The 13,323-nt window shown below is 48.2% G+C and carries 9 protein-coding genes and 2 pseudogenes; 6 read left to right on the top strand and 5 right to left on the bottom strand.

All coding sequences use genetic code 11. From position 1 onward, the window contains the following. Positions 1-154 precede the first annotated feature (154 nt). The 3 genes and pseudogenes from MP213Fo_RS05285 to MP213Fo_RS05275 form a co-directional block, all read right to left on the bottom strand. The gene (locus MP213Fo_RS05285) at positions 155-883 is read right to left on the bottom strand and encodes a FadR/GntR family transcriptional regulator (RefSeq protein WP_421090604.1); all 729 of its coding nucleotides are present in this window, start codon (positions 881-883) and stop codon (positions 155-157) included. Positions 884-1,047: 164 nt separating this feature from the next. Beyond that, positions 1,048-2,658: an ABC transporter substrate-binding protein gene (locus MP213Fo_RS05280; RefSeq protein WP_421090603.1), complete on the bottom strand. Its 1,611-nt coding sequence runs from the start codon at positions 2,656-2,658 to the stop codon at positions 1,048-1,050. 164 nt (positions 2,659-2,822) lie between these two features. Continuing rightward, positions 2,823-3,103 (bottom strand): annotated as a pseudogene (locus tag MP213Fo_RS05275) (DDE-type integrase/transposase/recombinase); the annotation flags it as partial. Between the two features lie 774 nt (positions 3,104-3,877). Here MP213Fo_RS05275 and MP213Fo_RS05270 point away from each other — a divergent pair. From MP213Fo_RS05270 to MP213Fo_RS05250, 5 genes and pseudogenes are all read left to right on the top strand, one after another. Beyond that, positions 3,878-5,671: an acyl-CoA dehydrogenase C-terminal domain-containing protein gene (locus tag MP213Fo_RS05270; RefSeq protein WP_421090602.1), complete on the top strand. Its 1,794-nt coding sequence runs from the start codon at positions 3,878-3,880 to the stop codon at positions 5,669-5,671. A gap of 63 nt (positions 5,672-5,734) precedes the next feature. After that, complete coding sequence (locus MP213Fo_RS05265) at positions 5,735-6,943, top strand: acetyl-CoA C-acetyltransferase (protein ID WP_421090601.1); 1,209 nt, start codon at positions 5,735-5,737, stop codon at positions 6,941-6,943. Between the two features lie 12 nt (positions 6,944-6,955). Then, complete coding sequence (locus tag MP213Fo_RS05260) at positions 6,956-9,172, top strand: 3-hydroxyacyl-CoA dehydrogenase NAD-binding domain-containing protein (protein WP_421090600.1); 2,217 nt, start codon at positions 6,956-6,958, stop codon at positions 9,170-9,172. 124 nt (positions 9,173-9,296) lie between these two features. Continuing rightward, a pseudogene (locus MP213Fo_RS05255) lies at positions 9,297-9,521 on the top strand (helix-turn-helix transcriptional regulator); the annotation flags it as partial. Positions 9,522-9,594: 73 nt separating this feature from the next. Beyond that, positions 9,595-10,344: a thermonuclease family protein gene (locus MP213Fo_RS05250; RefSeq protein ID WP_421090599.1), complete on the top strand. Its 750-nt coding sequence runs from the start codon at positions 9,595-9,597 to the stop codon at positions 10,342-10,344. Positions 10,345-10,352: 8 nt separating this feature from the next. On the opposite strand, the gene MP213Fo_RS05245 is transcribed toward MP213Fo_RS05250, so the two are convergent. Together MP213Fo_RS05245 and MP213Fo_RS05240 are read right to left on the bottom strand one after the other, a co-directional pair. Beyond that, positions 10,353-10,805: a hypothetical protein gene (locus MP213Fo_RS05245; protein WP_421090598.1), complete on the bottom strand. Its 453-nt coding sequence runs from the start codon at positions 10,803-10,805 to the stop codon at positions 10,353-10,355. Between the two features lie 192 nt (positions 10,806-10,997). Then, a complete protein-coding gene (locus MP213Fo_RS05240) occupies positions 10,998-12,647 on the bottom strand; it encodes a lysine--tRNA ligase (RefSeq protein ID WP_421090597.1) in 1,650 nt (549 codons plus the stop codon). A gap of 235 nt (positions 12,648-12,882) precedes the next feature. Between MP213Fo_RS05240 and MP213Fo_RS05235 the strand changes: the two genes are divergently transcribed. Beyond that, positions 12,883-13,290: a tellurite resistance TerB family protein gene (locus MP213Fo_RS05235; RefSeq protein ID WP_421090596.1), complete on the top strand. Its 408-nt coding sequence runs from the start codon at positions 12,883-12,885 to the stop codon at positions 13,288-13,290. Positions 13,291-13,323: the final 33 nt, after the last annotated feature.

Genomic DNA, 13,323 nt, shown 5'->3' with positions numbered 1-13,323 from the left:
CTACATAAGTTCACCCGGTGATTTTATGTAGGTCACATAAAAACGTATTTTTGAACGCTGTGACTTAGCAAAACCTGAAAGTTTGCAGAGTGGTGATAGGTCAATACGCCTAGACAGAGCCGCAAATTATAACTGGCACCGCATTGTTGCAGATCTAAATGTCTTCACGTTCAACTGGCTCGTCGAGCATAGAACGATAGCGGTTTAAACTTTCCTCAAGATGCTGTGCAAGCGCAATTTTTGCACCTTTTACGTCGCCTTGGGTAATGGCGCCTAAGATTGTTGCATGTTCTTTATTGATTTTTTTTATGTAGGACTGTGAGTAGTTTGATGACTGACGGTGTTTGAGTACAAGTTCAAAATTAATTTTCCCCATCACAGCTTCAAGAAACTGAGGGAAATGCGGATTTCTTGTTGCTTTGGCAATTGCCAAATGAAAATCAAAATCGGCCTGGGCTTCTACCTCGGCATTGTTACCTGTCAGGCCTTCAAGATGATCATAGGCGCGTGCTATTTCAGCCAGATCCTCTGGTGTGCGTCGTGCTGCAGCCAATGCAACAGACTGTAATTCCACGCCCAGGCGTAATTCTAAAATCTGCATTGCTGAGCGAATGTCATCAACCCGCGCTATCTCAAATTTTAGGAGGGTAACGTCTTTTTCAGTAACAAATACACCCGAGCCTTGTCTGGCAGTGACCCGTCCTGCGAGCCTTAAAGACGCAATGGCTTCACGGATGACAGTCCTGCTTACGCCAAACTCTTCGCATAAACGCAGACTGGCAGGGAGCTTCTCACCTGGGCCATAATGCCCAGTGTCAATCCGTCTGGATAGCTCTGTGCCCACGATTTCAGATAAGTTACCCCGCTGGGTGATTATACTCACTTTTGGACCCGATCTCTCCGGAAATATTCCGTGTAAAATATCTCATATATCACACATCATTAGTATTAGCTATATATCGCTCTAGCCACACATTGCAGCTTGTGGGTGCAGATTAAGGTTGGCGTGCCCTGGCTATTGCAGCCGGACTCGCCAATTACTCTGTCTTATTCGGGGAAGCGTAACTTACCTTCCGTATCCCAGGTAAAGCCGGCATCCTTTAATATGCCGCGCGCTTTTTCGAGGTTATATTCAGGGATTTTCAAATTTGGATTTGTCCAGAAAGTATTAGAAGGCACAATGGATGAGGCCGTTGGTTCGGCATACCCTCCTAAAACATCTTCGATAATCGCTTCGTAAGGAATGGCATGTGACAAGGCCTGACGAACTGCCTTATGTGTGAAAAGTTCCGTTTTAAAATTGTAGCGAGCAGCATAAAGCGAATTAGCCTTTGCCGGCAGTAACCTTAAATTTGGATCTTCAGCAAATTCCTCAATAACAGTGGGTACGAGACCTTGAAGTGTTGCGTCAATTCCACCAGTACGCAAAGAAGCTGCCAGCACTTCACTTGATCCGAACTGCACCATTAAAATATCGCTTGGCGGCTTCATGAAGTGAGCTGGCTTACGCTCAAAATAAATTTCCCGGCCTTCTTTCCAATATTTCAGGCGATATGGGCCGCTGCCAACAACGTCGGTGTTCTTGTACTCTTGAGGCCGAGCCAGATCATGATCTTGCATAACAGTTGCCCAAATATGTTTTGGGAGGATTGGTATTTGGCTAAGAGCGCCTGTCACGAACTGAACAGCTGGTTCTGTAAGCTTAAAGCGGATGGTATTGCCTTCAGCACTTACGGACTCCATTGACGACAGGAAGCTTTTGAAGAAAATGGCGTTGTTATCTTTAAGATACTGATAAGTGAAGCTGACATCGTCACCGGTAACTGGCTTACCGTCACTAAAAACTAAGCCATCCTTGAGCTGTATCTCAATCGTAGTGTCATCTACCACGGTCATCGATTGAGCTGCCCAATTAACCGGATTGCCGTCAATGCCCGTTACAAAAAGACGATCATAAACAAGTCCAAGCCGATCCAGATCATCGCCCGACTTAAAGGTAAGGGGGTTCCAGCTTTCCTGATCAATGGTCCAGCCGAGCTTTAGCGGCTGCGCCTCGTTTTTGGGAACCAGACGCATCAGGTTCCATACAGCCCATATCCCATTAGGAGAATCCTGAAATCCTTCTAAAGTAACATTTTGGGTATTAATCGCGGTTGTATTTGTGACGGATGCAATCAAACCTTCAGGCTGCTCATCTTGCAGAGCTGCTTGCAACTCATAGATAACATCGCGGCGGGCTTCAGGGGAATAGATTTGACGCTGTTTAATAATCAGTTCATCTATTTTTGGGGAAATAAATGTGCCGACATTCATGCCGCCGGGTTCTGCACTGGCACTCCAAAACTGCGTTGCGGCGTAAAACTCGGGATCTAAACGCGCAGCACCACCTGATAGAACGGACATGACAACGTCAAATTTGTGTTCTGTAAACCACATACCAAGCATTGGAGCAGGGAAGGGTTGTGCATTCAATTTGACTTGAATACCGAGCTTCCGCCAAGCCTCTGCTACATAATTGCTGGATTCATAATAGTGCTGATATCTCGTCGCAGGCCATGTTAGAAAGTTGACTTCCGGTACCAAGCGCCCTTCTGCAAAAGAGGTGGTAGGTACCGCTGCCATCATTATTCCCGCAAACGCGTAGCTGATTATTTTCATAGTATTCTCCCTCAATATCACAGCACCTAAACATCTCCCCTCTCGTGCAATAACAATGCAGAAAAAGAAGTGTTCTCCCGTGAAATCTCCATATTATTTAGGTGCTGCATTGAAAAATAGGTAATACATGTGATAACTTATGTCTAGCCGCAAGTTGCCGTTATTGTAAACGGGGAGCCTTGGTCGGAATATATCATGATCCGCACTTTGGCTTTTGTCGCCACACAGCCATTAACAAAGCGAATAAGACCAGATCTGTAGTTTGCAGCGATTGCATTGATCACCCGCCAAAGCGTTGAAAGAACAGGTTGATGGCAACGGTCAGATAAGAAAACCCTTCATATGGCTTGATATAGGTAATGTCTGGGGCCCAAATTTTATCAGGCGTATCCACATCGAACTGGCGATCTTGAGTGTTATCTGTGACGATAGAGGGTTTGCTACCATCCAGTTTGAAACCATCAGTAAAATTATTTACCTATCATAAGCGTCTTGCCCCCTCCCTCTAAGGGGCAGGGTGTCTAATAAGCTCGAAGCTATTCAGTTCTGATATTTCCTAGTGAGCCATGTACGTCTCTTGCGGATAATCGCAGATTTAATGCGTTACTAGAGCGGATACCATTCAGGTTGGATCGCAGCGCTCGCTTTAGATTTTAGAATTTTCGCATTATTCTATCTATCAACTTGATGGTGAAGCGCTTTAGTTCTGCAGGTCCAATAAATATTCACCCCCCGTCCAATTTGTCTGAAAATCAGAAGTGAGTTGTTCAGATCATTGGTGTTGAGACAAGCCAAGGCAGCAATTATACCTGCGCATTCCATAATAATTTTCAAGAAACTCAATTTTGACGTTTACGCAAACGTCAAAGTTTATTAAGTTGATTTGTGAAGGAGCCAGACTTTCACAATAAGGCCTGTTTTCATATGCTCTATAGTTCCTGTCATGATATGTGCGTGATACTCTGCTGATCAGATTTGGTAATATGATCTGATGGTTTTCCAGTGCATAGTATCAGGAACTGTGGCTGATGCCGGTGAGGAGCCGGCAGAGAGCAGACCGGAGTGAAGTACAAGGACTGGCACCACAAAGCGCAGGCTTGGTCTGCGATTTGAATGTTTGGATGATGAACACGCGGGGAGAGGTGCTCGATAATGAGCGGCGTCAATCTCTGCATTGCGGCAGACAATGTTCTGCCGACGTCAAACTTGGAGGAAGTGCATGCCAATCTATCGCGCGCCGGTTCGGGATACGCAGTTTATTCTCAATGATGTTTTGGGCGTACAAAGCCGCAATGATCTGCCGTCTTATGCAGAAATGAGCAGCGACATTATCGAGGCTATTTTGCAAGAGGGTGCCAAGCTCGCCGAGCAGACTTTATTTCCTGTTAACTATAGTGGTGACCGTGAGGGTTGCGAGCGCCTGCCTGATGCGACGGTAAAAGTACCGCAGGGCTTTAAAGAGGCCTATGACCAATATTGTGCCGGTGGGTGGCTCGGGCTTGCTGCACCGGAAGAATTTGGCGGTCAGGGTCTGCCTTATCTGCTGCACACAGCGGTGGGTGAATATATGTCATCGGCCAATATGGCGCTGACCATGTATCCGGGTTTAACGCAGGGCGCGATTGCCGCCATTATCACCCATGGTACTGACGAGCAGAAACAAACCTATCTGCCCAAAATGATCGAAGGCCGCTGGTCCGGCACCATGAACCTGACTGAGCCGCATTGCGGTACGGATCTGGGTCTTTTGCGCACTAAGGCTGTGCCGCAGGCAGACGGCTCTTATAAAATCTCCGGCTCAAAAATCTTTATCTCTGCCGGCGAGCACGGCATGACCGAGAATATTATTCATCTGGTGCTGGCGCGTATTGAAGGCGCACCGGAAGGTAATAAAGGCATATCGCTGTTTATTGTGCCGAAATTCAATCTTGATACCAATGGTGAAGCGGGCACGCGCAATGGTGTTACTTGCGGCTCTATTGAAGAGAAAATGGGTATTCACGGCAATTCGACCTGCGTCATGAATTATGACGAAGCAACGGGTTACCTGATCGGCGGTGAAAACAAAGGCCTGCGGGCAATGTTCACCATGATGAATGAAGCCCGCCTTGGCGTGGCATTGCAGGGCTTGTCGATTGCTGAAACCGCCTATCAGAATGCCGCAGATTATGCCCGTGAGCGTATTCAGGGGCGCGCGCTGACCGGTGCCAAATTTGCCGATAAAAAAGCTGATCCGATTATCGTTCATCCGGATATCCGCCGCACGCTTTTGACCATTCGCGCTTTTAATGAGGCCGGTCGTGCGCTGGTACTTTCCACTGCTTTGCAGTCTGATATTGCCCATCATTCCGGTGATGAGGCGGCACGCGACTATGCCGATGATCAGGTGGGTCTGCTGACGCCGGTTCTTAAAGGTGTGCTGACCGATAAGGGTTTTGACCATGCGGTCATGGCGCAGCAGGTTTTTGGCGGCCATGGCTATATTGAAGAAAACGGCATGAGCCAATATGTGCGCGATGCCCGTATTGCCATGATCTATGAAGGTGCCAATGGTATCCAGGCACTTGATCTGGTGGGGCGCAAGCTGCCTGCCAATGGTGGCCGCGCTTTGATGGCTTATTTCAAGGAAATCGGTGACTTCTGCGAAGAAAACCGCACCGATGAAGCTTTGTCTTTCTATACCAAAGGCTTGAAAAAAGGCCTTAATGATCTGCAAACTGCTTCAATGTGGCTAATGCAGAATGCAATGGCTAAGCCCGACAATGCAGGTGCTGCCTCAACGGATTACATGCATTTATTTGGTCTGGTGGCATTTGGGTTCATGTGGGCAAAAATGGTGAAAGCCGCACAGGCGAAGCTCACTGCTGGTGACGGTGATAAAACCTATCTGGAAACCAAACTGGTAACGGCGCGGTTTTATATGGAGCGGATTATGCCGGAAACCCAATTAAGGTTGGTGCGCATTCAGACCGGTGCCGATACCATGATGGAACTGCCTGCTGAGGCTTTTTAATCCACGATCCTTCGTATGGCGAATGATCCGGTTATAAACGATCTGGGAGTGAGACTTTTAAAAATGGCTGATGCTTTTATTTATGATCATGTGCGCACACCGCGCGGAAAAGGCAAAAAAGACGGCAGTCTGCATGAAGTGCCGGCTGTGCGTCTGGGTGCCAAAGTGCTGGAAGCTTTGCGTGACCGCAACGGTTTTGATACCGCCAAAGTCGACGATATTATTTTTGGCTGTGTGGATCCGGTGGGTGAAGCAGGCGCGGTTATTCCGCGCTCCAGCGCATTTGAAGCCGGTTATGATTTTAAAGCGCCGGGCATGCAGATTTCACGTTTCTGCGCCTCCGGTCTTGATGCGGTTAATCTGGCGGCTGCCAAAATTGCCGGTGGCACGGATGAGCTGGTAATTGCCGGTGGTGTTGAAAGCATGTCACGCGTTGGCATGGGTATGTCGGGCGGTGCCTGGTATATGGATCCCTCTGTTGGCTTTCCGGGTTGGTTTATGCCGCAGGGTGTCTCCGCGGATCTGATCGCCAGTAAATATGGTTTCTCGCGTGAGGATGTGGATTCTTATGCCGTTGAAAGCCAGCGCCGTGCCGGTGAGAGCTGGAAGAAGGGTTATTTTAAAAACTCGGTCATTCCGGTCAAAGATATTAACGGCCTGACCATTCTTGATCACGACGAGCATATGCGCCCGACTACAGATCTCGCGGCCCTTTCCGGACTTAACCCGTCTTTTGTGATGCCAGGTGAAATGGGCGGTTTCAATGCCGTTGGTATTCAGGCGCATCCGGAAGTTGAAACCATCACCCATGTCCATCATGCCGGCAACTCATCCGGTATTGTTGATGGTGCGGCGGCTGTGCTGGTGGGCTCGCGTCGCGCAGGCAAAACATTTGACATCAAGCCGCGCGCCCGTATCCGTGCTTTCACCAATATCGGCTCTGATCCGGCATTGATGCTGACCGGACCGGTCGATGTGACTGAAAAACTGCTTGATCGTGCCAAAATGAAGCTCTCTGATATTGATCTGTTTGAGCTAAACGAGGCTTTTGCAGCAGTGGTGCTGCGTTACATGCAGGCATTTAATATTCCGCATGATAAAATCAATGTGAATGGCGGTGCAATTGCGATGGGGCATCCTTTGGGTGCCACGGGTGCAATCATTCTTGGCACAGTGCTGGATGAACTGGAACGGCGTGATCTCAATACTGCACTGGTTACCTTGTGTATTGGTGCGGGTATGGGCACGGCGACCATCATTGAGCGGGTGTGAGGGAGAACGAACATGGCTAATTATAGCAATTTTAAAGTTGAAACCGGCGTCGACGGCATTGCAGTTGTGACATGGGACATGCCTGAAAAGAGCATGAATATTCTGACTGAGGCGGTTTTGACCGAGCTTGATCAGATTATTGATCAGGTTGTGGCAGACAGCGCCATCAAAGGTGCGGTAATTACCTCTGGTAAAGATACATTTTCCGGCGGCGCGGATCTGACCATGATGCAGGAAATGCTTGGCCGCTTTAAAGCCGAGCAGAAAAAAAACCCTGAAAAAGCCGTGCAGACCTTGTTTGATAATGTGGGCCGTATGACCGGTCTTTATCGCAAGCTGGAAACCTGTGGCAAACCTTGGGTCTCTGCCATTAACGGTACTTGTATGGGTGGCGCGCTTGAACTGTCACTGGCCTGTCACGGTCGTGTGGTTTCCGATGCGGAAGGTGTGAAGCTTGCTTTGCCGGAAGTGAAAGTCGGCCTGTTTCCGGGGGCAGGGGGTACGCAGCGTGTGCCGCGTCTGGTCAATAGCCAAGATGCTTTGCAGATGATGACTACTGGTTCCAGCCTGACGGCAGCGCGTGCCAAAGGCATGGGGCTGGTGCATGAAGTGGCACCGGCGAAAAAGCTGGTGGAAACCGCTAAAAAGATGATCCGAAATGGCTTAAAACCGGTACAGCCATGGGATGAAAAGGGTTTTAAACTGCCGGGTGGCGCAATTTACTCGGCAGCGGGGGCTAATCTTTGGCCTGCCGCAACGGCAATTTTACGCCGAGAAACCTCAGGTAATTATCCTGCAGCGCTGATGATCTTGAAATGCGTCTATGAAGGTCTGTTGGTACCGTTTGATACCGGCCTGAAAATTGAGCAACGCTATTTCACGCATATTTTGCAAACAACAGAAGCGCAGTCGATGATCCGCTCGCTGTTTGTGTCGTTGCAAGAGCTTAATAAAGGTGCGCGCAGACCTCAAGATATTAAGCCGACTAAGTTTAAGAAAATTGGTGTTATCGGTGCGGGCTTTATGGGGGCAGGCATTGCCTATGTCACTGCTAAAGCTGGTATTCCGGTGGTACTGATTGACCGCACGCTGGAGGCTGCTGAAAAAGGCAAAGCCCATGCTGGCGATCTGATTGCTAAAGAAATGCAGAAAGGCCGGATGACGGCTGACGATAAAGAGAAACTGCTGGCTCTGATCACTCCATCGGCGGATTATGCATCCCTTGATGGTGCGGATATGGTGATTGAAGCGGTGTTTGAAGATCGTGATGTTAAACAGGCCGCGACTGAACAGGCAGAAGCGGTGCTCGGGCAGAATGCAATTTTTGCCTCGAACACCTCAACACTGCCTATTACCGGTCTGGCCAAAGTTTCACAGCGTCCGAAGAACTTTGTCGGTATTCACTTCTTCTCACCGGTTGATAAAATGATGCTGGTTGAAGTGATTATGGGCAAAAAGACCGGCGAAAAGGCTCTGGCGACTGCGCTTGATTATGTGCGGGCGATCAAAAAAACCCCGATTGTTGTTAACGACACCCGTGGTTTCTATGTCAACCGTTGCGTACTGCGTTATATGTCTGAAGCCTATAATATGTTGATTGAAGGCGTACCGCCGGCAATGATCGAAAACGCTGCCAAAATGGCTGGTATGCCGGTTGGACCATTAGCACTGAATGATGAGACAGCAATTGATCTGTCGCAGAAAATTCTTAAAGCTACGCTCAATGATCTCGGTGACAAGGCTGTTGACCCGCGCCATGTGGATCTGGTGAACAAGCTGGTGGATAAATATGATCGTCTGGGTCGCAAAAACGGCAAAGGCTTTTATGATTATCCGGCAAAACCAGCGAAAAAGCATTTGTGGCCGGAGCTGAAAACGCTTTATCCGCAGCAGGATGCTGACAAGGTCAATGTAGAAACCCTCAAACAGCGTTTTCTGGTGACCATTGCGCTGGAGGCAGCCCGCGTTATGGAAGAGGGCATTGTAACGGATCCACGTGAGGCCGATGTTGGCTCCATTCTTGCATTCGGTTTTGCGCCATATACCGGCGGCACCTTGTCTTATATTGACGGGATGGGTGCCAAAGCTTTTGTTAAACTGGCTAAAAACCTTCAAAAAACCTATGGTGCGCAGTTTAAAGTGCCTAAACTGCTGACCGATATGGCAGATAGCGGTGAAACATTCTACACCCGCTTTAATCCCTATAAAACAAGCGAAAAGGCAGCGTAACCTGCCGTCAATGCTGGCAATGTTAAAAATGGCGCAGGACAATCTGCGCCATTTTTGTTTTTATTGATGTTCTAATATTTGAAATACTCTATAGTGCTCAGGATTTTATTCCTTGGGATTGGTAATGTTTACGCATACAGAACTCTGGTCGGCAATTGATGCGCTGGCAAAAACCGCACAGCTCTCAGCTTCCGGCCTGGCGCGGCGTGCAGGGCTTGACCCGACGACTTTTAATAAGTCCAAACGCTTTGCTACAGATGGTCGGCCACGCTGGCCATCAACGGAGTCTCTTGCTAAAATTCTCGAGTTGACCGGGACCGATATGGCGACATTTGCCAATTTACTGGCATTGCAAAAACCTCAGGCTCTGTGTCAGAACCAAGAGCAACAAAAATCGCCAAGTCAGGCTGACAGGAAAAATGATGCGTAAAACAGCGAGCCTTGGTACTATCTTACCGCCGATTATGGCTTTCGGTGTCGGTGCTATATTGTTTGCGGCCTATTTAGCGCCGTTTTATGGTGCATTTGATCGTGAGGCTATGGGCGCTGCCAGCACTATTATTACTGAAGATTTTGACATGCCTGAAGATATGCCGCCTGAGCGGCTGCCTTCCGGGCTGACCACACAGCCAGAGAATGTGCCTCTCGAACGTATAGAGCCGCGTGCGCCCTTAAGTGATCTCGGCTTGGCAGCACCCGTAGTGCCTAAAACTGAACCTGCCGCCACATCTGAAGATAAGGCCGCAGAGGGCGGCCTATTCTATCGCCCCGTGGCGTTGGCCGCGGGCAGGCTGGCTGTTGGAAATCATATTGTTGAGCTCACCGGCATTGATATTGTTGAGCCTGAAGCCTCCTGTGCGGATATAAATGGCGAGGTTTGGGCTTGTGGTATGCAGGCGCGCACAGCTTTTCGATCATGGTTGCGTGGCCGCGCTGTGAGCTGTGATTTGGAAGGACTTGATCCGCAGCAGGAGCTGATCCGTACCACATGTAATTTGGCTGGTACTGATATTGCCCGCTGGCTGGTTGAAAATGGTTGGGCGAGAGCCACATTTGGCGGCGCGTATAGTGATAGTCAGACGCAGGCAGAAAAAATGTTGCTCGGCGTTTTTGGTAGAGCAGCAAAAAAAGATAGCGGTCTGGAATTGCCTGCGTCGGATTATTCTCAGTAACAAGCTGCTTATACGGGAGTTAAATTCCAAACAGCTCGTTCTGGTGTGAAATTATATGTCATTAAATATATTCCGGGTTTATTATCGTTGTCTATATCTATAGTGAGTATTTCAGATTGATTATATGAGTATATATTAGCGGAGTAGTTTTTTGTAATCGGGGATATTAATAGTCGTGCTGGACTTAATGTATCTTTATCCGCAGTTGTGACAGGAGTGTAGAAAAGATTATCTTTAGTGAAGAACAGATCACTTTCAATTGCTATGTATAATCCGCTGCCTAAGTTCTTTATTAAGCATAAATTTGTGTCGCTTTTTGTGTCGACTTTATCTAACTCCCACATATATGATCGGTCATTTTCAATCATATTTTCTGTCAAAGCTATTTCAGCTTTCCCATTAGTAACCCTGCCGCAAGACAGATAGAAGCCCGTGTTGTAATTAGAAAGATAGTAATACATTAAAATAATCTCCGAGTTTAAATATATTTATTTAATATTATGCCTCGCGAGTTTATACTTGAGTATACTTAAGTCAATTTATTGTTTTGTTATAAAAATTATAAATTATAAATTACAAATAATATTGTTCATGCTGGGCCGCACCGTTATTATAGATGGTGCGGCTCTTTTATTGCTATATTTTGATGTTGCTTATGCGCGTTTGAGAGCTTCTGCAATCAGGCCGCGTGTTTCGTCAATGCCGTATAGGGCGACGAATGAGCCAAAGCGGGGCCCGCGTTCCTGGCCGATCAGCACTTCATAAAGCATCTGGAAGAATGACACCGAAACGCCGGGCCCGCCATCAGGGCTCTTTTTAGTTTGATCCTGATAGCGCTCAATCACGCGTGCCACATCCAGAATAGAATTCTGAATTGTGCTGCCGTCAGCATCTTTATCAAGACCGCTGAGCGCTGCATCGAGGTTTTGCAGCGCCTGTTGTTCAACTTCATCAGGCGCACGGAATTTCTTATTCGGCTTCACGAAATCGTTGAAATAGCGGATGGCATATTCAACCAGTGCATTGAGTTCAGGATGAGTTGCTGGTGAGGCACCCGGAGCATAGCGTGAAATGAAGCCCCAGAGCGTGTCCGCATTTTCAGCATTGGATGCGCTGACCAGATTAAGCAGCATGGCAAACGGCACCGGCATGTCGACTTTAGGAACATTACCATAATGCTGATGCCAGACCGGATTATTTAGACGTGCAGTCCAATCCTGCTTCTCATAGGCTGCAAGATAGGTGAAATATTCATCCACTGCTTTCGGAATGACATCAAAATACAGTTTTTTGGCTGTTCTTGGCTTCTGAAACATATACAGGCCGAGGCTCTCGGTTGGTGCATAGGACAGCCACTCGTCAATGCTGATGCCATTGCCTTTTGATTTCGAGATTTTCTGCCCTAAATCGTCAAGGAATAACTCGTAAACGAAATGCTCAGGTGCGCGACCACCGAGAATTTTACAGATCGCATCATAGACTGCAGCATTGGTTTGGTGGTCTTTACCAAACATTTCAAAATCAACACCGAGTGCTGCCCAGCGCATGCCAAAATCAGGCTTCCATTGCAGCTTCACATTGCCGCCGGTTACCGGAAGCGTTGTTTCCACACCGTTTTCATCATCAAATGTGATGGTACCGGCTTTTGCATCAACCTTTTTCATCGGGACATACAAAACACGGCCGCTGGTTGGTGAAATAGGCAAAAACGGGCTATATGTTGCCTGACGCTCAGTGCCAAGTGTTGGCAGCATTACGGCCATGATCTGGTCATAGCGTTCGGCAGCCAGCAGCAGAACCTCATCAAAGCGGCCGGCTTTATAATATTCAGTAGCGCTGGCAAATTCGTAATCGAAACCAAAGGTATCGAGGAAGCGGCACAGCATAGTGTTGTTGTGATCGGCAAAGCTGGTAAAATCGCCCCCGAACGGGTTCGGCACAGCCGAAAGCGGCCGGTGCAGATGCGGTTCAAGAAAAGCTTTATCCGGTACATTATCCGGAATTTTGCGCATGCCGTCCATATCATCCGAGAAGCAGATCAGCTTGGTTTTAACCTTGTCTTCTGTGAGAACCCGAAACGCATGGCGCACCATTGAGGTGCGCGCAACTTCACCAAAGGTGCCGATATGCGGCAGACCTGAAGGGCCATAGCCGGTTTCAAAAATCACTACCTCAGGATAGCCGGTTTTCTCATAGCGTTTTATGATTTTCCGTGCCTCTTCAAAGGGCCACGCTTTCGCCTGTGCTGCTGCCGCAATCAGTTCGGGCGCAAGGTCGATGTGGTTTGAGCGGTCGGTTGTCATAATATCTTTCCTGATAGGATGGGCCCGTTGCAGGGCTTTATTGGGCTTGGTGCAGTCCACATTGTATGGTCTGATAAGTGAGGTCTATGGCCAGTTCGGTGTTTCGTCAATGTTTTGCTTGGATTTGCTTGCATTTCATTGCATAGCGTCGAAAACTATGGCCGGTAATGTGAAGAACTGTGAGCGCGTTGAAATGAATGCAAATCGCTCCGGACAAAAACGCAGGAGAGCAGTCATGAAAATCACGCCACAGGATGCGCTGATATATATAATGGTAACAGTTTCAGCGGCCGATACGCGGATGACAGATGCCGAACTGTCATCCATTGGCAATCTTGTTCATCGCCTGCCGGTTTTTACAGGTTTTAATGTCGATACCGTGCCGGAAATTGCCGAGCGTTGTTATGAATTACTGACCAAAGATGACGGGCTGGATCGTATTCTTGATATAGCTCATCAGGCGCTGCCGGAAAGGCTCTATGAAACTGCCTATGCACTGGCAGTGGAGGTTGCGGCAGCCGACTTACATGTTGAGCAGGAAGAGCTGGCATTTTTGCAGCTGATGCGCGATTTGTGGAATCTGGACGAACTGAGTGTTGCTGCTATTGAACGCAGCGCCCGTGTCCGCTTTCGTAAGCTTTAAAACATCAAGGCAGTGTGTTGTGGGCAATATGCT

The sequence above is a fragment of the Pseudochrobactrum mosebachae genome (genome assembly GCF_048914685.1).
In the GTDB taxonomy this organism is placed as follows: domain Bacteria; phylum Pseudomonadota; class Alphaproteobacteria; order Rhizobiales; family Rhizobiaceae; genus Pseudochrobactrum.
Note: the sequence above shows the minus strand (reverse complement) of the source record. Positions and strands in the feature narration are given on the sequence as shown.

Excerpts from the sequence above, each read along its gene's own strand:
- MP213Fo_RS05265 (WP_421090601.1), top strand. The coding sequence starts at position 5,735 with ATGGCTGATGCTTTTATTTATGATCATGTGCGCACACCGCGCGGAAAA.
- MP213Fo_RS05240 (WP_421090597.1), bottom strand. The coding sequence starts at position 12,647 with ATGACAACCGACCGCTCAAACCACATCGACCTTGCGCCCGAACTGATT.
- MP213Fo_RS05250 (WP_421090599.1), top strand. The coding sequence starts at position 9,595 with ATGCGTAAAACAGCGAGCCTTGGTACTATCTTACCGCCGATTATGGCT.
- MP213Fo_RS05280 (WP_421090603.1), bottom strand. The coding sequence starts at position 2,658 with ATGAAAATAATCAGCTACGCGTTTGCGGGAATAATGATGGCAGCGGTA.
- MP213Fo_RS05260 (WP_421090600.1), top strand. The coding sequence starts at position 6,956 with ATGGCTAATTATAGCAATTTTAAAGTTGAAACCGGCGTCGACGGCATT.
- MP213Fo_RS05235 (WP_421090596.1), top strand. The coding sequence starts at position 12,883 with ATGAAAATCACGCCACAGGATGCGCTGATATATATAATGGTAACAGTT.
- MP213Fo_RS05245 (WP_421090598.1), bottom strand. The coding sequence starts at position 10,805 with ATGTATTACTATCTTTCTAATTACAACACGGGCTTCTATCTGTCTTGC.
- MP213Fo_RS05270 (WP_421090602.1), top strand. The coding sequence starts at position 3,878 with ATGCCAATCTATCGCGCGCCGGTTCGGGATACGCAGTTTATTCTCAAT.